At 68.1% G+C, this 21,061-nt stretch carries 20 protein-coding genes and 1 pseudogene; 6 read left to right on the top strand and 15 right to left on the bottom strand.

Going from position 1 to position 21,061, the window contains the following annotated elements:
• Positions 1-405: AMP-binding enzyme (locus ACFPFQ_RS24655; RefSeq protein ID WP_417715034.1), on the top strand; the 405-nt coding region annotated here is incomplete at its 5' end.
• Between the two features lie 57 nt (positions 406-462).
• Here ACFPFQ_RS24655 and ACFPFQ_RS24650 read toward each other — a convergent pair.
• Genes ACFPFQ_RS24650 through ACFPFQ_RS24635 form a run of 4 tightly spaced genes read right to left on the bottom strand, consistent with a single transcriptional unit; the run spans position 463 to position 3,785 of the window.
• Positions 463-1,077, bottom strand: a complete 615-nt coding sequence (locus tag ACFPFQ_RS24650; RefSeq protein WP_379622757.1) for an RraA family protein — start codon at positions 1,075-1,077, stop codon at positions 463-465.
• A complete protein-coding gene (locus tag ACFPFQ_RS24645; RefSeq protein ID WP_379622755.1) occupies positions 1,074-2,138 on the bottom strand; it encodes a Gfo/Idh/MocA family protein in 1,065 nt (354 codons plus the stop codon). The genes ACFPFQ_RS24650 and ACFPFQ_RS24645 overlap by 4 nt, the downstream gene beginning before the upstream one ends.
• On the bottom strand, positions 2,135-2,482 hold the full coding sequence (locus tag ACFPFQ_RS24640; protein ID WP_379622754.1) for a hypothetical protein: 348 nt from the start codon (positions 2,480-2,482) through the stop codon (positions 2,135-2,137). Before ACFPFQ_RS24640 ends, ACFPFQ_RS24645 begins: the two co-directional genes overlap by 4 nt.
• Positions 2,483-2,528: 46 nt before the next feature.
• The gene (locus ACFPFQ_RS24635) at positions 2,529-3,785 is read right to left on the bottom strand and encodes a Rieske 2Fe-2S domain-containing protein (protein WP_379622752.1); all 1,257 of its coding nucleotides are present in this window, start codon (positions 3,783-3,785) and stop codon (positions 2,529-2,531) included.
• 171 nt (positions 3,786-3,956) lie between these two features.
• Here ACFPFQ_RS24635 and ACFPFQ_RS24630 point away from each other — a divergent pair, with 171 nt between their 5' ends.
• Entirely contained in the window at positions 3,957-4,760 is an 804-nt protein-coding gene (locus ACFPFQ_RS24630; RefSeq protein WP_379622750.1) for an IclR family transcriptional regulator, read from the top strand.
• Here ACFPFQ_RS24630 and ACFPFQ_RS24625 read toward each other — a convergent pair.
• From ACFPFQ_RS24625 to ACFPFQ_RS24600, 6 genes are all read right to left on the bottom strand, one after another.
• Positions 4,757-5,770 (bottom strand): PDR/VanB family oxidoreductase, encoded by a 1,014-nt coding sequence (locus ACFPFQ_RS24625; protein WP_379622748.1) that lies wholly within the window; start codon positions 5,768-5,770, stop codon positions 4,757-4,759. The genes ACFPFQ_RS24630 and ACFPFQ_RS24625 overlap by 4 nt on opposite strands.
• Before the next feature lie 240 nt (positions 5,771-6,010).
• On the bottom strand, positions 6,011-6,664 hold the full coding sequence (locus tag ACFPFQ_RS24620) for a GntR family transcriptional regulator (RefSeq protein WP_379622746.1): 654 nt from the start codon (positions 6,662-6,664) through the stop codon (positions 6,011-6,013).
• A gap of 46 nt (positions 6,665-6,710) precedes the next feature.
• Positions 6,711-7,148, bottom strand: coding sequence for a PaaI family thioesterase (locus tag ACFPFQ_RS24615; protein WP_379622744.1), 438 nt, complete (start codon positions 7,146-7,148; stop codon positions 6,711-6,713).
• A 13-nt stretch (positions 7,149-7,161) separates the two neighbouring features.
• Positions 7,162-8,802, bottom strand: a complete 1,641-nt coding sequence (locus ACFPFQ_RS24610; protein ID WP_379622743.1) for a class I adenylate-forming enzyme family protein — start codon at positions 8,800-8,802, stop codon at positions 7,162-7,164.
• A gap of 31 nt (positions 8,803-8,833) precedes the next feature.
• Positions 8,834-9,961 carry an acyl-CoA dehydrogenase family protein gene (locus ACFPFQ_RS24605; RefSeq protein WP_379622741.1) on the bottom strand — a complete coding sequence of 376 codons (1,128 nt, stop codon included), beginning with the start codon at positions 9,959-9,961 and terminating at the stop codon, positions 8,834-8,836.
• A 34-nt stretch (positions 9,962-9,995) separates the two neighbouring features.
• Complete coding sequence (locus ACFPFQ_RS24600; RefSeq protein ID WP_379622740.1) at positions 9,996-10,937, bottom strand: NAD(P)H-dependent flavin oxidoreductase; 942 nt, start codon at positions 10,935-10,937, stop codon at positions 9,996-9,998.
• A 471-nt stretch (positions 10,938-11,408) separates the two neighbouring features.
• Between ACFPFQ_RS24600 and ACFPFQ_RS24595 the strand changes: the two genes are divergently transcribed.
• Both ACFPFQ_RS24595 and ACFPFQ_RS24590 read left to right on the top strand, forming a co-directional pair.
• Positions 11,409-13,055 carry an FAD-dependent oxidoreductase gene (locus ACFPFQ_RS24595; protein ID WP_379622738.1) on the top strand — a complete coding sequence of 549 codons (1,647 nt, stop codon included), beginning with the start codon at positions 11,409-11,411 and terminating at the stop codon, positions 13,053-13,055.
• A gap of 46 nt (positions 13,056-13,101) precedes the next feature.
• Positions 13,102-14,508, top strand: coding sequence for an MFS transporter (locus ACFPFQ_RS24590; RefSeq protein WP_379622737.1), 1,407 nt, complete (start codon positions 13,102-13,104; stop codon positions 14,506-14,508).
• A 9-nt stretch (positions 14,509-14,517) separates the two neighbouring features.
• On the opposite strand, the gene ACFPFQ_RS24585 is transcribed toward ACFPFQ_RS24590, so the two are convergent.
• From ACFPFQ_RS24585 to ACFPFQ_RS24565, 5 genes and pseudogenes are all read right to left on the bottom strand, one after another.
• A complete protein-coding gene (locus ACFPFQ_RS24585; RefSeq protein ID WP_379622735.1) occupies positions 14,518-15,267 on the bottom strand; it encodes an IclR family transcriptional regulator in 750 nt (249 codons plus the stop codon).
• A 160-nt stretch (positions 15,268-15,427) separates the two neighbouring features.
• Positions 15,428-15,811, bottom strand: a pseudogene (locus tag ACFPFQ_RS24580) (helix-turn-helix domain-containing protein); the annotation flags it as partial.
• A gap of 915 nt (positions 15,812-16,726) precedes the next feature.
• A complete protein-coding gene (locus tag ACFPFQ_RS24575) occupies positions 16,727-17,518 on the bottom strand; it encodes an ATP-binding domain-containing protein (protein WP_379622733.1) in 792 nt (263 codons plus the stop codon).
• 49 nt (positions 17,519-17,567) lie between these two features.
• Entirely contained in the window at positions 17,568-18,152 is a 585-nt protein-coding gene (locus ACFPFQ_RS24570; RefSeq protein ID WP_379622765.1) for an AAA family ATPase, read from the bottom strand.
• A gap of 5 nt (positions 18,153-18,157) precedes the next feature.
• Positions 18,158-18,670, bottom strand: coding sequence for an AAA family ATPase (locus ACFPFQ_RS24565; protein WP_379622731.1), 513 nt, complete (start codon positions 18,668-18,670; stop codon positions 18,158-18,160).
• Positions 18,671-19,668: 998 nt separating this feature from the next.
• Here ACFPFQ_RS24565 and ACFPFQ_RS24560 point away from each other — a divergent pair.
• Together ACFPFQ_RS24560 and ACFPFQ_RS24555 are read left to right on the top strand one after the other, a co-directional pair.
• A complete protein-coding gene (locus ACFPFQ_RS24560; protein ID WP_379622763.1) occupies positions 19,669-20,124 on the top strand; it encodes a tyrosine-type recombinase/integrase in 456 nt (151 codons plus the stop codon).
• Between the two features lie 171 nt (positions 20,125-20,295).
• Positions 20,296-21,057: a transposase domain-containing protein gene (locus ACFPFQ_RS24555; RefSeq protein WP_379622729.1), complete on the top strand. Its 762-nt coding sequence runs from the start codon at positions 20,296-20,298 to the stop codon at positions 21,055-21,057.
• Positions 21,058-21,061 lie beyond the last annotated feature (4 nt).

The following is a 21,061-nucleotide window of genomic DNA, read 5'->3' as shown; positions in this document are numbered from 1 at the left end:
TTCTACATCGGCCGCACCGACGACGTGTTCAAGGCCAGCGACTACAAGATCTCCCCGTTCGAGCTGGAGTCCGTCCTGATCGAGCACCCCGCCGTCGCCGAAGCCGCGATCGTGCCGGCGCCCGACGAGCTCCGCCTCGCCGTCCCGAAGGCCTACGTGGCCCTCGCCGCCGGGTACGAACCGGACCGGGAGACCGCGCTGGCGATCCTGAAGCACGCCCGCGAGAACCTTGCGCCGTTCCAGCGGGTGCGCCGGTTGGAGTTCTTCGAGCTGCCCAAGACGATCTCCGGCAAGATCCGCCGCGTCGACCTGCGCGGCCGCGAGGAGCAGGCCGCGAACGGTGAGACCACCGTGACGGAGTACCGCGACGACCAGTTCCCGGAGTTGCGCAGCGATACGCGTTGACGTTCGCGCGTACCGACGAAGGGCCTGCCTCCGTAGGCGGGCCCTTCGTCGAGTGGTTCAGCTGGTGACGAGGGCCGGCAGGCCCATCAGGTCGAGGGTCCGCTCCCCCGCCCGCAGCCGGCGGATGTGGTCGGCCTCCTTCTCTTCGCGGGCCGCCCCCGCGGCGAACACGTCGTCGATCTCCGCGGCCGCGACGACGACCAGCCCGTCCTCGTCACCGACGATCAGGTCGCCCTTGCGGACGACGCAGGAACCGAAGTCGATCTCGTCGACGACGGGGTCCGGGTGCGGCTGCTTGTCGGTGCCCCGGATCGAGAGCCCGGCGGCGTACACGGGGAAGCCCACGTGGAGCAGGGGCCCGGCGTCGCGGACGCATCCGTCGATCACCAGCCCGGCGAGGCCGCGGGCCTTCGCGGCCTCGGCCATGATCTCGCCGACGTACCCGTACTCGTCGGGCCCGGACGCCTCGACGTGCACGACGAGCACGTCGCCGGGCCCGGCGAGGTAGATCGCCTGGTGCACGGCGAGGTTGGAGCCCTCGCGGCAGAGCACCGGGAAGGCGCGGCCGGACAGCCTGAAAGTCGGATGAACGGGTTTGACGTGCGTGGGGAACACTCCGCGTCGGCCCATCACCTCGTGGAGCGTCGCCGCTCCCATCCACGGGTGGTTCACGTGTGCAGTCCCTTCTCGGCGAGCAGGACGCGAGTTCGCGTCCGCGCGGATTCCCCGATCGCGGCGACGACCTCCAGGGTCGCCCGCCCCCATTCCCCGCAGTGCCGGGGCGGTCCGGCGCCGGGGCGACGCGCTGCGAGCAGCTCCGCGACGGCTCCGGTGGTCGCGTCGCCCGGGCTGATCGGGATGTCCTGCGCCCCGTCGTCGGTGACGAGCTGCAGGTGGTCCCCGTGGGGACGGACCGCGCCACGGCTGCCGGACGCGACGACCAGCCCGGCATCGGCGAGCACCGACGACGCCGGGCCCTCGACGCGGACCAGGTCGGTGCTGCGCAGGTAGCCGTGCCCGTCGTAGCACAGCACGGCCGTGAGACCGCCGTCGAAGTCCAGCTCGGCGCGGAACTGCCCGACGACCGGTCGGCGCTCGGACCACGTCGCGGTGGTGGCCAGGACACTGCGTACCGCTGCGCCACCCGCGAGCAACCGGACCGTGTCGACCTGGTGCGGCGCCTGGTTGAACACGATGCCGCCGCCGAGCGATTCGTCCAGGTCCGCGGGTGCACGGTCGCGCAACAGCCAGCCGGTGTGCGCCGTCGCCGACAGGTGCCGCAGCGTGCCCAGCGCCCCGGACCCGATGACATCGCGCATCGCGGCAAACGCCGGGTCGAGGCTGCGCACCCCACCTGCGACGAGGAGCACGCCGGCCTTGTCGGCGGCGGTGACCATGGCGGCGCAGTCGTCGACGGTGGGCGCCATCGGCTTCTCGACGATCACGTCCTTGCCCGCCGCGGCGGCAGCCTCGACGTGCGCCCGGTGGAACCGGGTCGGGGACGCCACCCAGACCGCGTCGACACCGGGGGCGTCGAGCAACTCGGCGACGTCCGGGTACGCGGCAGCACCGGTGCGGCGGGCGAACTCCGCCCGCGAAGGTTCGGCGGGATCCGCGCCGGCGACGACCGCGATCCGGGGGTCGTCGACGAGCGAATCGAGGACCATCCGTGCCGCTAGCCCGAGACCGACGATCCCGAGCCGTATCTCGGGCCGGCCCTCGGGCGCACTCACGTGGAGCCCTCCTGGAGGAGGATCGCCATCCGGCGCCATGCCATCGCAGCCCGCTCCGCGTTGTGCTCGCCGACCTGCTCGTGTCCTTCCCAGACCTCGTCCCGCAACGTGCGGGCGACCGCCATCTCCGAGGAGTCGCTCTCGCCCGCGGTGGTCAGGTCGGCGATCCGCATGTCGACCTGGCGGAAGGCGCAATCGAACTCCGACTCGCGGAACAGGAACTGCTCCGCCTCCCGCGTGCCCTCGAGCCGGGCCACGAAGCGGGCGATGGCCCCGTCCTCGAAGTAGTCGTCCTCCCAGACGATGGTGTCGACGTCGGCCGTCGAACGTCCGGTGATCTCCACGTGTCCTCTTCCTGCATGTCGTCGACGGGCACGGAACGCGGCCAGGTCAGAAGGCGGCAGCACCCAGTGTCGCGTCGTACTTCTCGAGGATCGACCGGAAGTCGTCCTGCGGGTCGATCACCTCGAGGGGACGGAGGTTGTAGGACTCGGGATCGTGCGGCGGCCGCGGCTCCTCGCCTTTCATCAGCTTCTTCGCCATGTTGAGCAGCAGACGACGTGCCGACAACACCGCGATGTCGGCGGTGCCCAGGTGCTCCTTGCTGCGGTCGACGATCGGGCGCATGCCCTCCTGCAGGCTGCGGTCCTGCTCGTTGACCCCCCAGATGCCGGTGAAGTTGACGTCGCGCTGCATCTCGCGGTCGATGAGGTAGTCGTTCTCGATCCTCGCGGTCGGCACCCAGGTGTCGATGACGTTGCCGTCCCGGAGCATGTACTTGGTCCGCTCCATCCGCGGTGGGAACCCGCCGCCCTTGTAGAACTGGGCGATCTCGTCGTCGTCGAACGGCCGGTCGTCACGGCTCTGGTAGTGGAACGTGAACGTGTGCTCGTCGTCGACAGGCACCCAGCACCGGCCGGCCCCGCCGTTGGCGGTCCCCGGGATGAGGCTGTACATCGGGAAGAGCCACCGGGTGACGCGCCAGTAGTACTGGTCCTTGTAGGTGCGGCGGGAGCCGTAGTTGAAGCCGTACGGCGTCTCGAGGAGCGTGAGCCGGGGCGCGCCGTCGAGTGCCGCGTTCTCCAGCACCGACGGCGACTGCGCGACCAGCGCCTCGGGGTTGTAGACCTCCTTCATGGAGTGCAGGAAGGAGATGTGACTGGTGTCGATCTCCCCCTCCATGCCCTGGCACCAGTTCGTGCGCTGCAGCCACTTGGCCACGAACTGGTGGCCCTCCGGCGCCTGCGCCCACTCGAACTGCGGGAGCCGGTCGGGCATGACCTCCTTCGGCCCCATGTAGACCCAGACGACGCCGCCCTGCTCCCGGGTGGGATACGCGGTCTGCGTGATGCGCTGCTTGAACTGTCGTTCCGGGGGCTCGTTCGGCATGTCGAGGCAGGTACCGTTCACGTCGAACTTCCAGCCGTGGTAGGCGCAGCGCAGGCCGCCTTCCTCATTGCGCCCGAAGAACAGCGGAGCGAGCCGATGCGGGCAGTGCGCGCCGATGATGCCGACGGTGCCGGTCGAGTCGCGGAAGGCGACCAGGTCCTCACCCAGCAACCGGATACGAATGGGCGGACCATTTCGGTCGGCCACTTCGTGGCTGACAAGAGCAGGCAGCCAGAATCGCCGGAAGAGTTCGCCCATGGGTTTTCCGGGACCCACCTGGGTCAACATTTCGTTGTCTGCGACAGACAGCATCTCGGCTGCTCCTCGGATCGACTTCGGTGGCGTTCCAGCCTGGGCTGGATGGTAGTGTTCAAAGGCGCATCAGGCGGTGAGTGAAGAGGTCTTTCCGCAGAGAGGAACGCGTGCGGGATGCAACCACAGCGGGGTGGGTCGGACCGGTCGACGCTGTCGTCGGTCACCAACGCGCTGCTGCTGCTCGCCCACTTCGAGAAGCACGATTCGGTCTCGGTGTCGGAGGCGGCCAAGCTCCTGAACGTGGCGCCGTCGTCGGCCCACCGGTCGCTGTCGACCTTGAAGGACATGGGGTTCATCCGGCAGCAGGAGTCCGGCCGTCGGTACGAGGCGGGCCATCGGTTGCTCGACATCGCACTCGGCGCGCTCGCCCAGATCGATCTGCGAGAGATCGCCCGCCCTTACCTCGAAGATCTCAGCAACACGATTCCAGGCCAGATCTGGCTGATCAAGCTCGACGCCACGCGGGCGTACTCGTTCGATATGCACATGACGTCGGGAATAGCCCTGGCGAAACCCGACATCATCTCCAGCAGGCCTGCCCATACATTGGCTGCCGGAAAACTCTTGCTCTCCCGCCTGAGCAATTCACAGATCGATAGGCTGTACCCCGGGGAAGAGTTGGAGGTGTCGACCGAGCGATCCATCAGCCGGAAGGTCGAACTACTGCGCGAGCTCGACCTGATCCGCAAGTACGACTACGCCGTGCAGATCCGGGAGAACCTGCCCGAGTCCGGCGCCGTCGCCGTACCACTCCTCGGCGCGACCGACGAGCTGCTCGGCGCGCTGGCCGTCAGCGGCCCCGCCGAGGACTACGACCCGGCTTCGCGGCGCGAGCGGATCCTGCTCGCACGAGAGACCGCGGACGCCATCACCCGGGATATCCGCGATCGGTTGCGACATCGGCCCGGCACCGTCTAGAGATCCAGCGTCAGCCCGTCGGTCCTGGCCCGGCTGACGCAGATCATCATGATCTCGTTCGACGCTCTCTCCTCGTCGGTGAGAACGGTGTCGCGGTGTTCGGGGGTGCCCCGCAGCACGCGCGTCTCGCACGTCCCGCAGTAGCCCTCGGTGCACGAGGAGATGACGGACGCGATGTCCTTGACGGCGTCGAGGATCGTCTGGTCTGCGGGCACCTCAAGAGTGGTCCCGGATCGTTCGAGGTGGACGGTGACCGGCTTGTTCTCCGCGCCCGCGAACTCCGTCTCCAGGTTGTCGGGGGCGGTGAACCGTTCCACGACGAGCCGGTCGCGCACCCCGCGCCGTTCGCAGACCGCCTCCAGTGCTTCGAGCATGGCCGACGGGCCGCAGGCGCAGATCACCCAGCTGTCCGGCAGTGCGGCGACCTCTCGCTCGAGATCGATCATGCCGCGCCGGTCCTGCGGGACCACGTCGATCATGGACGGCGGGAGGAGCGCCGCCAGCTCCTCGACGAAGGACATCGAGTCCCGGCTGCGGCCGCCGTACACCACGCGGACGGGCAGTTCCCGAGCGAGCGCGTCCTCGGCGATCGACACGATCGGTGTCACCCCGACCCCGCCGGCGATGCAGAGGTACCCGGGAGCGTCCGGCACCCGGAACAGGTTGCGCGGCTTGCCGATCGTGATCGTCGCGCCGGCCCGGATGTCGCGGTGGATCTCCTCGGACCCACCACGACCGTCGGGTTCGCGGAGCACCGCGATCCGGTACCTGCTCCGGTCGGTGGCCCCGCCGCACAGGGAGTACTGCCGGACCAACCCGCTCTCGAGGAAGACGTCGACATGCGCTCCGGGTTCCCACCCGGGAAGCGCTCCTCCGCCGCGGGGAGTCAGCTCGACGGAGACGATCCCGTCGGCCTCCCAGCGGACCTGACGCACCAGGAGCGCAGCGGTGGGGGCGTCTCCGAAAGCATCGGCCCGGACCGCGAGTCCTCCGTCATCGGTTCGCGTCATGCCCATCCTCGACCACCTCGTCGTTGTGTCGGGGCCGCCCGCGCGCAGGGGTCGGCCTCCCGATGTACGGGGAGGTGACGAGCGTGGAGGGGCCGGTCGAAGGACCATGTCGCCGCTCGGGTAGCCCGCTGCGGCCTCCCGTGGTGCCGATGACGCTACAAGGCGTCCGCACAGGTCCGCCATGCCGCCGGGGAGGTTTCCTTCATGCGGAAAGAACCCGGTTACCGGGGAAGACAGCTGCTAGATGAACGTCGGGTCCGCGCTCGACAGGGTGGACCGGCGGTGGTCCGCGCTGATCTCCCGCAGCGCCGACCGATCCTGGTCGACGATGGCGGCGATGATCCGGTCGTGGAAGCCGACCGCCTCCGAGCGGTGCTCCGGCCGGCTGTATCCACGGGCGATGTACGCGTCGGCGAGCGGCCAGATCCGCTGCACCTCGGTCGAGATCAGGTTCTCGGTGGACAGATCCCAGAGCACTCGGTGGAACTCGTGGTTCAGCTCGACGATCTCGAACCAGTCGGGCGCCTCGACGAGCGCCGCCATCTTGTCGTTGAGCGCCCGCAGGTACTCCAGGGTGTCGGCGTCAGGCCAGACGATGGTGCGGAGTAGCTCGCTCTCCAGGACGTCGAGCATGAAGTGGATCTGGGCGAACTCGGCGCGGGACCGCCGTGCCACGACGAATCCCTGCTGGCTGGCGCTGTCGAGCAGCCCCTGGTCGGCCAGGATCAGCAGCGCCTCCCGCAACGGGACCCGACTGATGCTCAGGTCCGCGGCCAGCTTCTCCTGACGCAGCTGCTCGCCGGGTAGCAGCTCGCCCCGCAGGATGCGCTGCTTGATCGCCGTGATGGCGCGCGCGGTGCCCGTCTCGCCGCCTCGTCCGCCCGTCCGCGCCATGACCCGCATCCTATCGACGTCGATCCTGCGTCAGGATTGTCGTCGTTCACCCCGGCGGGACGGCGCCGGGCTGTTCGGCCCGATGCAGGCAGGTGAGCCGACCCGTCGCCGTGCGGCGCCCCTCGTCGTCGGTCATGACGATCTCCACCGTCGAGGTGCTGCGGCCGACGTGGACCGGTCGCGCCGTCCCCGTCACCCAGCCGGCAGTTGCCCCGCGGTGATGGGTGCAGGCCAACTCCAGACCGACGGGGAACCGCTCCGGACGGGCGTGCATCACGGCGAGGATCGAGCCGAGTGTCTCGGCCAGCACCGCGCTCGCGCCGCCGTGCAGCAGGCCGTACATCTGCCTGTTGCCGGCGACCGGCATCCGCCCGACGACCCGGTCGAGACCGGTGCTGAGGATCTCGATCCCCATCCGGTCGAGGAGTTGCTCGTCGGCGAACCCGGGCGGGATCGGTGGCATGTCCGACCAGTCCATCGGCATGGAAGCGTGCCTCTCACAGATCGTGGATCAGCTGCCGGGCCATGTCCCGGATCCGGGACTTGTCCAGCTTGGCCGACGCGGCTCTGGGCAGCTCGGCGACGGCGACGACGAACTCGGGGTGCTTGAACCTCGCGAGCCCCGCCGCCTCCAGGAAGGCGCTGACCTCGGCGACCTCCAGTGCCTCGAACCGGTCCGCCAGCACCACGACCGCACACGCCCGCTCGCCGAGCCGGTCGTCGGGGACCCCGACGACCGCCGCGTCGGCCACCTTCGGCATCTCGTACAGGAGGCCCTCGACCTCCGCGGGATAGATGTTCAGTCCGCCGCGCAGGATCATGTCCTTCAACCGTCCGACGATGAGCAGGTAGCCGTCCTCGTCGAGGACGCCCAGGTCTGCGGAGTGGAAGAAGCCGCTTCCGTCGAACGCCGACGCATCGAGCTCGGGCTGGTTGAGGAAGCCGAAGGAGGAGTTCGGGCCCCGCCAGAGCACCTCGCCCGACTCGCCGGGCGGCACGTCGATCCCGTCGCCGTCCACCAGCCGCAGCTCCTGTCCCGGCACGACCCGCCCCACGGTGGTCTGGCGCTTGTCCGGCGGATCGTCGTGCCTCCCGCACGTCGGGAAGGCCGACTCGGACGCGCCGTAGATACCGAGCACGGCACATCCCATGCGTTCCTCGGCTGTCGTGGCGACGCTGACGGGCAGCGCCGCGCCGCCGTTGAGGAAGGCCCGCAGGGGTGTGTAGTCGTGATCGCCCAGCGCAGGATCCATGAGCATCACGATCTGGGTGGGGATCGCGACCGCCACCGTGCAGCCCCGACCGCTCAGGAGATCCGCCGCAGCCCGGGCCGACCACCGGCCGAGTACGTGCGCGGTGGCCCCGACCACGAGCGGTCCGAGCACCCCGTACAGGTAGCCGGTCGACCCCGTGTTCGCCGGGGCGATCCCACCCATCACGTCGTCCTGGCCCATCCCGATGGCGTCGGCGACCTGGCTCATGTTCGTCAGGACGTTGTTGCTGCTGAACGCCGAGAGCTTGGGAACACCCGTGGTCCCCGAACTGCAGATGACCGACAGCACCTCGTCGGGCGAGGGCCGGAGCGCGGCGATGGCCGCCAGGTCCGGTCGAGCGACGGCGACCCGGTCCATGAAGGAGTCCGCACCCGTCAGACTCATGACACAGCCCAGATGCGGCAGGCCGGCCTGGATCTCCCGCGCCATCGCGAGATGGTCGAAGCCTGCGCCGGCGGGAACGAGGAGCACCGACGCCCGCGATCCCCGCACCACCGCCTCCACCTCGGAGGCGCGCCACATCTCGGGAACGGGCACGAAGACGGCGCCGAGCCGGTTGACGGCGGAGTGCAACGCCGGGATCAGCGCCGAGCTCGGGATCTGCACCGTGACCGCGTCGCCGGGCCGGACGCCCAGGTCGTGCAGGACCTGCGCGGCACGCAGGCTGGTGTCCCGGAGCTGGGCGTAGGTCCACTCGTACGTCCCGTCGGTGACAGCGAGCTTGTCACCGGTCCGCTCGGCCCACTCGTCGACGATCTCGAACAGGCACCTGTCGCTCCACCATCCGCGGGCGCGGAACCGGTCCGCGTCCTCCTCGGTGTGCCACCGGCTCACGTGCTCGATCGCCGCAGATCTCGTCACCATCGATTCTCCCGTCCGTTCGCACCGATCGAGCTCAGTTGGGTGAGATGCCGGTCATCTCGCGGGCGACGATCAGGCGCTGCACGTTGGCCGTACCCTCGCCGAACTCGGTGACCATCACGTCCCGCAGGCGCACCTGCGCGGGGTGCTCGCGGCTGAATCCGACGTGGCCGACCGTGAGCATCGCCTGCATGCAGATGCGGGTGCACAGGGCCGGTACCCATGCCTTCACCATCGCGGCGTCCTTGCGGTAGGGCTGCCCGTTGTCGGCCAACCAGAGCGTGCGGTGCAGCAGCAGTCGCGCGGCCTCCAGCTCGGTGGAGAGGTCGACGAGGGGGAACATGACGCCCTGCCGTGTGCTGAGCGTGGCCCCGTAGGTGGAGCGTTCCTGCGCCCACGCGAGGGCGTCGCGCAGCGCGGCCGTGGCCGCGCCGATCGCTCCTGCGGAGACCAGGACCTTCGATGTGCCCAGGACACCGAGCACCTGTCCGACACCGTGACCGGGGTCGCCGAGCCGGGCGCTGTCGGGCACCCGCGCGCCGTCGAAGGTGACCACCGCCCGGCCGTTCTGGCGTCCGCCGAGGTCGTCGTAGGGGGCGACGGTCACGCCCGGCGCATCCGTGGGGACGCAGAACACGGCCGGTCCGTCTACCGTCCCGGCGAGGACGATCGCGAGCTGCGACTCGGCGAAGCTCATCGAGTTCTTCTCGCCGTCCAGCACCCAGTCGGACCCGTCGCGACGGGCCCGCGTCGCGACCGCCGCAGAGATGTCCGAGCCTGCGCCGGGCTCCGTGAACGCGAAGCCCGCCATGGCCTGACCGGCGAGCACCGGCTGCAGCCAACGGTCACGCACCTCGGCCGAACCGTGCCGGTGCAGCAGCTTGGCGGTGGAGCCGGCCTGCCAGATGCACGACGCAACGTCGTAGTCGGCCGTCGCGATGATCTCGCAGACCATGCCGGTGATCAGCTCGCCCGCACCCTGACCACCCGCTTCCTCTGGCACGTTCAACCCGAGCAGGCTGGCCTCACCCAGCATGGCGAGTTCCTTCCAAGGGAACAGGCCGGCGATGTCGCGCTCCACGTATCCGGGTGCGAGCCGGTCGGCCAGCCGCCGTGCGACGTCCTGGACGGCTCGTTGTTCTGGCGAGTGACCGAAGTCCATGTCATGTCCTCTTTCAGGGAGAGCTGGGTACGAGTCAGGACGCCGACGTGGCGTGCGCGACCGGCAGCCGCCGAGCGAGATCGGCGAGGATCTGCAGCGCATCGCGCGTCATCTGCGGGACGAACTCCGCCACCGTGACGATCTCGGTGAGCGCGCCGGCCACCTGGCCCGCCAGGACGAGACCCTGGACGGTGTCGCCCTCGGCCTGCGCCTTGCGCATCGCCGCGAGCTTCCATTCGTGCAGGGACGCACCGGCCAGTCCGTCGTTCATGACCGTCGCGAGAAGATCGGAGCCGTGGTTCCGCAGTCCACGGACCGGGCCGAAGAATCCGGGATAGGTGATATCGTCGCCCTCTTGGGCGTCGAGCAGCGCTCGGGCGTAGTTCGGGTGCCATTCCGTGTTGGCGTCGCTCGCGATGAACCGCGTGCCCATCGCGACGCCCTCCGCGCCGAAGCACAGCGCCGCCGCCAGCCCCCGACCGTCGCGAAACCCCCCGGACAACACGACGGGCACGTCGACGGCCTCGGTGACGTTCGGTCCGAGAACGACGGTGTGCACGGGTCGCGCATGGGTGTGCCCGCCCATCTCGGCTCCCGACGCGATGATCACGTCGACGCCCCGCGCCTCGGCCTTGCAAGCCTGGCGCGTTGACCCGACCTTGTGCTGGTGCACCAGCTCGTTGTCCTTGATCACCGCGACGTACGCACCCGGATCCCCCGCCGCCGTCGTGATGGCTCTGAGCTGGGAAGCGACGGCGGAATCGGCCGCGCGGGCCTGGAACACGACCTCCAGGAAGGTGCGGGTGAACGACTGCGCCGGGTCGTGGCCCCGGTCGTCGACCGGGATGTTGACGGCGAACGGCCGGCTGGTGAGACCGGCGCACTCGTCGATCGCAGCCCGCAGCTCGCGCGCGCCGTCGGCCGCCCCGCTCGCCGTCGGACTGCTCAACGTGCCCAGACCGCCCGCCTCCGACACGCCGCAGCCAGTCGAGTCGTGCGGAACGGACCCATACCGTCCTGGACGATCGGGTGATCGATGCCGAGCAGCTCGGTGTACCGCGTCGAGATCACGCCGGCACGCGTTGGTTCCATGCGGAAGTCACCTCGGCATCAGTGGGAGGGCGCAACACATCACGGGGGGCCGAAAAATGCCTCCAGCAATGACCGTACGTGCTCGCCGGTCATTCACTTTCGACATTCCTCCATGCGGAACGGTTGGCACGGAACCAACCGGACCACCGCCAATGCCGGCCGATCTTCCGCACTGCGGAATGTGGCGGCGACACTCCGGGGGCGCTCTACAGTTCCGCCATCCCCGAGCCGGTCGCCCACCGCTCCCGAGGTGGTGGCCCGTCCCGACGCACGCCGTTGACCGCACCGCGACCCTCCCGGTCCCGGGATCCGGCATGCCCGGAGCCGGACACCCTCATCGTCGAGAGGAACACAGATGTCGATCTCCGAATCGATCGATCTCGTGGTCGCCGGTTCCGGCGGCGCCGGGCTGACCGCGGCACTAGTCGCAGCCCACGCCGGCCGCAGGGTGACCGTGGTCGAGCGCTCCGATCGTCTCGGCGGGACGACGGCGATCTCCGGCGGGGGCATCTGGATCCCCGACAACCGGTTCATGCGGGAGCAGGGCCTGCCGGACTCGCCAGAGGACGCCGTCGCCTATCTTCGCCGGCTCACCCTCGGCGCCGGCGACGACGCGCTGATCACGGCCTTCGCCGAGGCGTCCGTGGCCGCGCTGGACTTCCTCTCCGCACACACCCCCGTCCCGTTCCTCGGCACGTCGACGCCCGACTACCAGCCAGCACTGCCTGGAGCGAGGGCCGGTCGCAACGTCGCGGTCGGGTTGTACGACGCGCGCCGGCTCGGCGCCCACCAGGCGCTTCTGCGCCTTCCGCCGTGGCCGGGTGGATGGCCGCCCCTGACGCATCCCGAGCTGGAGGTGGCGAGCTGGGGTCTGCGGGCCGACACCGCCGAGCTCCATGCGCTGGCGAGCAGGCGTCGCGAGGACGGCATCGTGGCGCGGGGAGCGGCACTCGTCGGCGGTCTGGTCGAGAGCTGTCTGGAGGCCGGTGTCAGGTTCGTGACCAGCACCCGCGTCACGGGCCTCGTCGACACCGACGCGCGGGTGTCCGGCGTCGTCGTCGACGGACCCGACGGGACCCGGCAGCTCAATGCCCGCCTCGGCGTCGTCCTCGCCAGCGGCGGCTTCGAATGGAGTCCCGATCTCGTCGAGGGCTTCCTCGGGGTGCCGATGAACGCGCCGCTGAGTCCGCCGGACAACACCGGCGACGGCCTGCTGATGGCCATGCGCGCCGGTGCCCGACTCGGTGCGATGAGCGAGGCGTGGTGGATGCCGTCCGTCGACGTCCCCGGCGCCGAGTACGACGGTGCGCCCTTCTACCGGATGTCGGTCGGACGGGCGTTCCCGGGAATGATCATCGTCAACGCCGAGGGCAGGCGCTTCGTCGACGAGTCACTGAACTACAACGACATGCCGCACGCGATGCAGGCGTTCGACCCCGGAACCTTCAGCTACCGCAACCTGCCCGCCTACGTCGTGTTCGACGCGGCCTTCCGGGCGAAGTACCCACTACTCAACTATTGGGAGGTCTTCGGGGCGGGCGACGGGGCGGGCTGGCTCGTCGAGGGTGCCACGATCGGCGAGCTGGCGGCGCGGGCCGGCATCTCCCGGGCCGGTCTGGAAGCACAGGTGCGGGAGTTCAACGCCGATGCGGCCGCCGGCATCGACCCGGCGTTCGGACGGGGCCGGAGCGCCCTGGCCGCCTACCGCGGCGACGACGACTACGCGAACCCGACGCTCGGTCCCCTTGGTGAGGGGCCCTACTACGCCTACGAGCTGCGGCTCGGATGCCTGGGTACCAAGGGCGGCCCGGTCACCGACCCGAACGGCCGGGTCCTCCGGCCGGACGGGTCCACGGTCGCGGGGCTGTGGGCGGCGGGGAACGTCGCGGCCTCGATGTTCGGCAAGAGCTATCCCGGCGCGGGCGGAACGCTCGGGCCCGCCCTCGCCTTCGGCTACGCCGCGGGCATGTCCGTGGCCGCGCTCACGGCCCGTCCGTTCTGACCAGCTCTCCACCACACCTCGGGTTCTCGGCGACGAAGGAGTTGCTATGTCCACCACAGAACCGGCCGGCCGGACAACGTCCGAGGATTCTGCGTTCGAACCCCCCGATCCCCTGCGGCGCGCCGTCGCGGACTCCGCGATGACCCGGTTCCAGTGGCTGGTCGTCGCGCTCTGTCTCGTCATCAACGCCCTCGACGGCTTCGACGTACAGGTCATGTCGTTCACCGCCAACGCGGTGACCACCGAGTGGGGCCTGACCAGCTCCGAGCTCGGCCTGTTGCTGTCTGCCGGCCTGATCGGCGTCGGCGCCGGATCGCTGTTCATCGCACCCTGGGCCGACCGCGTCGGCAGGCGCCCGCTCATCATCGGCGCCGCAGCGGTGGCAGGCATCGGCATGCTGCTCTCGGGTCTCGCGGAATCCCCGCTCCAGCTCGGGCTGCTGCGCGGGCTGACCGGTCTGGGCATCGGCGCGATCATCACGACGAACATCGTCATGGCTGGTGAGTACGCGTCCCGGCGTTGGCACGGCATGGCGGTAAGTCTCACGTCCGTCGGCTACCCGGCCGGCGCGATCGTCGGCGGCATCCTGTCGGTCGAGCTGATCGACGGCACCGGTTGGCGTTCGGTGTTCCTCGTCGGCGGAGTGGCGACTCTCGCCGTCACGGTCCTCGCGTCCTTCCGGCTGCCCGAGTCGTTGGACTACCTGCTCGCCCGCCAGCCCCGGGACGCCCTCGCGCGGGCCAACCGGATGGCGCGCCGTCTCGGTCACGCGGAGCTCACCCAGCTTCCACCACTGACGGCCCGGCCCGGGGTACTCTCCGGCTTCCGCACGCTGTTCGCCCCGGCACTGCGCCGCTCGACGCTGCTGATCTGGGCCGCCTTCTTCCTGATCCTCGCCGGCTTCTACTTCGTCAGCAGCTGGACGCCCCAGCTACTGGTGAAGGCGGGCCTCTCACCGGCGGTCGGGATCTCCGGCGGGGTGCTGCTCAGCGTCGGCGGCATCTTCGGCGCGCTCATCCTGGGAGCGCTGCTCACCCGGTTCCGGCTGCGCAACGTCGTGTTCGGCTACATCATCCTCGCTGCGGTGATGATGGCGATCTTCCTCAGCACGACGTCGTCCCTCACCGCAGCGCTGTGCATCGCCGCGATCATCGGATTGCTGCTCAACGGCTGCGTGACCGGCCTCTACGCGCTGGTGTCGGCCATCTACGGCCCAGGGGTCAGGTCGACGGCGATGGGTTCGTCGGTCGGCGTCGGCCGGATCGGTGCGATCATCGCCCCGATCGTCGCCGGCACGCTGCTCGACGCGCACTGGACCGCGAACGAGCTCTACATCGCCAGCGCAGTCGTCTTCGTCGTCGCCGGCGGTCTGCTCCTGTGCGTGCGCGGGGCGAACCTGCGTCCCGTCAGGATGGCCGGTGGACGGCAGCAGCCGGTGCCCGCGGCGGACTGAACGCCCTGGTCACACCGTGCGGGCGCGGATGTCCTGGGAGATGGCCTCGGCAGCCTCGCGGGCCAGTACGGCGTGCCTCCGCACCGTGTCGGAGTCGAAGTCCTGGGCCGGCCCGGTCACCGCGATCGCGCCCAGGAGCTCGTCCGGCTCGCCGTACAACGGTACGGCGACGCCGGCGGACACCTTGAGCTGTTCCCCGACCTGGACGGCGTACTCGTACCTGCGGACCAGATCCAGTTCCTTCAGGAGCTGCGCCTTCCGACGCAGCGACTTCTCGGTGGAGACCTCGAGCTGTTCGTCCGGGTACAGACGGTCGATCTGGGAGCGCGCCATCCGCGAGAGCAGGACCTTGCCCGACGCCGACGTGTGCGCGGGGAAACGGGACACGGCGTCGACATCGGCGAGCGCGACCCCGGTCGTCAGGTGCATGTCGACGGTGTACACACGGCGGACGTCCAGCTTGTTCAGCCAGATCTGCGCGGGAACGTACCGGCTGAGCTTCTTCAGGTGCGGACCGGCGACCGCCCGAATGTCGACCTGGCGGAGAGCACCGATCGCGATGTCGAGGAGGCGTTGCCCGGCTTCGTAGCGCCGCCCGGTCTCCTGCTGCCGGACGAACCCCGACTCGCGCAGTGTGGTCAGCGCGCGGTGCGCCGACGACGGCGCGACATCGAGAAGTACCGCGGCCTCGGCGACCGAGATGGACGCGTGATTCTCGAAATACTGCAGAAGGAGCAGCGCCTTTGCGACCGATGACAACGTCGATCGGTCGGAACCACTGCGACGGGGCTCCATTTGCGCGCTCCTCTGCACCCGCGCCGGGCACAGCGCAGCACACGTCGACAAGATCGCCGGATATTACCACCCGGACGCGCTCCGATCTGATCATGAAACGGTGCCATTTGCGCCAGATCCGCGCGACCGAGGCGAAGGAGATCTTCAACTCCGCCGCCAACAACCGCGCCGACCAGTGCGTCACGCCCAGATGCGCCGGTGGTCGCCCGTCATCGGCCAGGGTCGCCACCACCACCTCGATCTCGTCGATTTCCGGTGGTCGGCCGCTGCGGGCCAGGTCCTGCAACGCCGCGATCCCACCAGCGTCGTAACGGGCGCGCCAGTCCACCACCGTCGGGCGACTCGTCCCGGTCCGGCGCGCGATCTCAGCGTTGGGCAACCCGTCCGCGGCCAACAGCACGATCCGCGACCGCACCGCGATCCCAGCCCTGATCGAAGGCGCCGGGGTCAACGCCTCCAACCGAGAACGATCACCCTCGCGCAGCACCAGCGGCGCAGCAACCGACATACCTCATTCTCTCGCACCATCAACCGTAAACAGAGCTACGACACGCGACATAGCCCATCTAAATTCTCTGCAGCGGCCTTCACCCGCAGCTTCGCACTCCCGGCGATGCACTGGTCCTCGATTACCCGACGCACGCGGAATATTGTTTCGAATCCGTGGACCTCGTTGGCACCGTGGCGTCAATTTCGACTTACACTGGCCCTCTTACGCCGAACGAACGTCAATGGATGCCGCCCACGCTGCTCACACGGTCAGCGTCGACAGTCTTTGAAGAAGCGCTACGACGATACAGTTGTCCGCTTCGGCTGGCCCTTAGCCGACCATCGGCCAATTAGGCGTTTCAGGCAGCGCGCCTGTCCAATTCTTCACGATGGCGCCTTCGTTTCGAGCCATCGAGCAATGGAACAACCGAAGCAGACTGGAGAGGAGCAGCCGACGATGACCACGTTTCGAGTCAAGGCCCGCCTCATCGAACGGGAGACGCAGCGCATCGTTCGCGATGAGGTCCGGCTCGCCGAAACCACTACCTACGAGGACGCCACCAGCGTTGCCGCCGAACTATTTCGAGCCGGATTCACCGTCTGGATCTGGAAGGACGTGACACGTGCGGACGGGCGCGTCAGACTCGCTCTTGTACAGATGATCCGGCCGAATGCGCGACCCACAGCGTCGAAAAGCCCGACGCTAGTGAACCTCGCGAGCCGCGCACGCAGCACAGACTGGAACGGGCCGCATAGACCATCAACGTGCCACCGCACGTAAGCCCGAGCACGCCGCGATCCGGTATCGCGCGCCTGACCGTGGCGTTCCCTACTGAGGTCGGGCTGTCATCTGCGCTGGGATGTTGACTGGCCGAAGCGAGATGACGGGCCCTAGCCAAGACCGAAGGATAATGTAGGATTCGTCACTCAACCGCTACTTCTTGACCTCGGGCAGCCAGACGACAGACGTACTACTAATAACTGTCACCGAGTGACGAGCCCTAGTAAGTGCTACGTAGAGGTTCCTGCAGTCCGCAATCTTGTCCGCGTTGCCGATGACGACATGGTCGTACTCAAGCCCCTTGACCAGAACTGTTCGGGACATGACTCGGTTGGCAGGTCGGCGGCCTGAGTGCCTGAGACCATCGCGGATCCGGCCGAGTGCTTCAGCCGCGAGCACAACTTCGCCAGACTCGCACGTCTCAAGAGCCTTGATGCAGTCGTTCCACGCTTCGCGCTTGTAGAGGCGCAGGCCAGGGGCCCTCGCGATAGATGTCATGGCCTGCGCGACTCCGAGCAGACTTGGTGCAGGCAGCATGGAATCGAGCGCCGCTTGAACCGGTCCGATGTCGTCGCGCTTGAGACCGCTTACAGCTTGACCGCGCCCAAGCTTATCCACAAGAGGCACATCTATGCCTTTGAGTCCCACGAAGCAGCTCTTGGCAAACCTGGCTACAATAACGGGTCGCTGTTGAGGTATGCTCGTTTCCACTTCGACAAGGAACCTGTGCATGAACTCACCGCGCAAGTCTTCCATGACGCCGAAGACGCCGAGAAGTTCCTTGCCATGCTCGTCGGCATCAGGCTTCCATTGCCCCAAGACGAGAACTGATTGGCCTGTCGGCCACTGCCGTAGACCTTGGTTGCGCACGACGCCTTGATAAGACTGCACCCAGGTGAGCCCAGGGACCTGCAGCGTGGAGAAGTCGATCGCGTTACCTTGCATGAGTGTCGACCTGATCGCCAGGAGCCACTCACCAAGTGGCACATTGCAGTCATGCCATCGCCAGGCTTGGTACTGCATCACATAGAGGGGGACGGACCTCCCCGGAGAGTCGCCTGAGCAAACTTGAGGTCGTCGGGGATAAAGGCCGCGGTGACCTGACCGTGATTGGCGCGGATGCGGCGAGGTCGGATGAGTTGAGCTGCTCAACGGCTACGGGGGAGTGTGTAGTCGTGAAGACCTGAGCCGGCCGATCCTCCGATCGCAGGTGCTTGAGCAGGTGGACGAGCCGATGTGGTTCAAGACCATGCTCGATCTCGTCGATCAAGACGACGGACTTGTCCTCCGAGGCCATCTCTTGGGTGGTGATGCCCGCGAGCCATCGGGTGCCCAGGCCGTGGTTGGTTAGCGGAACCTCACCGTCGAACAGGGCAAGGTTGCCGCCACCAGACGCTGAGCTGATGTCCAGGCCGGGCTGCAAGTTGGTGAAGGCACCGCTACCAAGCTTGGACAGTCGCTCCTGGACAGTGCCGGTCAGCGCCTTGAGCTCGGGCGTCACCGACTCAGCGACGGCTACGCGTGCCGCTCTGTTCGCTGTGGCCAGCGTGCCGGTGGTTCCGTGACTGGCGTCAGTCAGGCGGGTCAGCGCAGATGTGCGCGTCCATCGCAGGTGGTTGTCGATGCGGTCGTCGACTCTGAAGACGGAGAACCGGCGGCGAGTACCGGCACCAACCTGTTGGCTTCATGCCCGTCCGGTCGGTACAGAGTCCAGGCTGGCTCCATCTCTTTGGTGACTACGAGCTGCACGATGACGCACGGCTCGTACCCGTCCTCGGGATCGTGGATCCACTCACCGTTGGCATCGATCCCGCTCACGTCCATGCCGAGCTGCTGATGTGAGCGGATCTCCGGAGGTAAGGAAGCAAGGGCAACCCTGATGGTGATCGGTGCCTCGACGTCACCGTTGAAGAAGTCGGTGTCGCTGAAGGCCAGCGCCCAGCGGTCGCCGAGGGTGTAGTAGATCGCGTCGATGATCGTGGACTTGCAGCTGTCACCTGGGCCGATGAGGCAGACGAACTTCTTGTCAGCCGGGATGCGCCAGTCGAGCGAGGCGATGCCACGGAAGTTGCTGATCTCGACGCGCCGAACTCTCACAGGTCACCATCTCGTCGCCCCAAGGTCGTCCGCGACCTTGGGAGAAGATCACGGTGCGTGCATGGGCATGCCCTAGCGGGTGACATCCGGAGGTGGCGCGTAGAAGCATGGCTACGTGACAACGGTGAAGGTCCAGGCGGGCCAGTCAATCCTCGAAGGTTTCGTGAAGCGGTCAGCGGCATGACGTTGACCGGTCGCCACGCCGGACGACACCAACTGGATCCCCGGGATCAGCCCCCAGAATCGAACGTCGAACGAGCAACCGCCCGCCACGGGTATCGGCCCCCGACTGTGGCTACGGCGGCGGAAATCGTCGCTATGAGGTGCCACGGGACGAACGCGACACGCGCGCTAACCGCGACCACTGACAGCATCAACCTCCGAAGATCCACATCGCCGCGCCGGCAACCGACACCAACCGACCTGAACTAGCCTGAACCGCCCCGAAGGGGCCCGAACGGACCCGAACCCCTGGAGCAAACCCTGACCCCATTTCGTACCCCGGCAACACCGTGCTCCAGTCCTGCTCCAGGAGCAGCGAATTACGCCTCTTCGAAACGATCGCGCGAGATCATCGTCAGATGCCAAAAACCCCGCCTGACCTGCAAAAACTCAGGTGGCGGGGCTTCGGATGCAAGAGTGGAGCTGAGGGGATTCGAACCCCTGACCCCTTGACTGCCAGTCCGGCCCGGCCAACCCGCTGACCTGCGGAAACAGACTCCGCGCAGGTCATCGTGGTGCAGTTCGACGCCGTTCAGCGCTGTTCTCGCCGGTTCACGTCAGGTCCGCGCTCCAGATTTGCTCCAGAACCAACAGTCAAAGAGTTCGAGCCGTGACCGTTTGACTCGGTATCAAGTAGTCAACCACAGCAGACGTTCGAACGACTCGCGGCCACTCAGGCTGGCGGCCACCACGGGTCGCATCGGGAGATATGAGCTTGACCCCCAGAGCCGGACACTGTGATGTTGTAGGGTTAATGATCTTGGACGGAGGCCGTCCTGCAGACCTGGCTGGCTGAACGGGCCGGGCGCCCCGGAGATCCGCTGTTCCCGACCCGGACCTGGCGTCGGCTCAGCCGCGATGCTGTCGCCCTCCGGATCAGCACCCGCACCGCGACCGCCGCGCGCGACTGCCCGTCGCTGCTCAGCAGGAGAGTCCACCCGCACGTCCTGCGCCACACATGCGCCATGTCGCCGCTGCGAGCCGGCGTCGACACCTCGGTCATCGCCCTCTGTCTCGGTCGCGCAGGGATCCGCTCCACCGACCCCTACATGCACGCCGACGTCCTCATGAAGGAGAAGGCCCTCGCGCTCACCGCCCCGCGAGCGTCAAGCCCGGCCGCTACCGCCAACCGGACAAGGTCCTGGCGTTCCTCGAGAGCCTGTGACTATGCCGCGATCGGTGACAGCCAAACGCCGTCCAACGCGACATCCTCGCGACGGTCCTCGGCATAGTCGTGGTGTCGGCATAGGTCGATGATGATCAGCTTGTAGCGGCGTGCGCCGCGTCAAGGCCCAATGCCACGTCGCCTAAGCTAAGTGGATCAAGCTGTTGACCTGGTTGTTCTTGATCGGTGCGGCGTGGGGTGCTCGTCTCGGATGGTGCGGCTGGCACGGTCGCCGATCATGGGCGAGGGTGTGGTGGTGCGGCCGGATCAGGTGTCGTTGGGGGTGCTGGTCAATGCGGTGCCCCGGGACGCGGTCGATGAGGCGGTCGCGGTGTCCGGGGTCGGTGCGAAACGCTCGGACGGCAAGCTGCCCACGCATGTGATCACATGCCTGGCGTTGGGGTTGTGCCTGTTCCCCGACGACGATTACCAAGAGGTCGCGACCAAGGTCACCGGGTCGCTGGACCGACTCGGCTGCTGGGACGCGGCCTGGACGGTGCCGACCGCCTCAGCGATCACCCAGGCTCGTAAACGCCTGGGCCGCAACATGTTCCCGGAGTTGTTCGAACGCTGTTGCGGCCCGGTTGCCGGCAAGGCCGGCCCCACCGCGCGGGCGATGGCGTTGGGCACCGCGCGCGGGTCGTTCCTGCGCCGGTGGCGACTGCTGGCCATCGACGGCTTCGAGATCGACGTTCCCGACAGCAAGGAGAACGCCACCGAGTTCGGCTATGCCGGGTCGGGGGACAACCGCTCGGCGTTCCCCAAGGTCCGGGTGGTGGCGTTGGCCGAGTGCGGCACCCACGCGTTCGTGGCCGCCGAGGTCGACGCCTACCGGGTCGGCGAGAAGACCGTCGCCGCCAGGTCGTATCCGCGGCTGCGCACCGATGAGTTGCTCACCGCCGACCGGGGCTTTACTCCTGGGCAGCGTGGGACAGCGCCGCGGCGACCGGGGCGGCCCCGTTGTGGCGGGCCCCGACCCAGCTGGAGCTGCCGGTCATGAAGGT

This window comes from Pseudonocardia sp. GCM10023141, from assembly GCF_042653605.1.
This window is presented reverse-complemented; position numbering and strand designations above follow the sequence as displayed.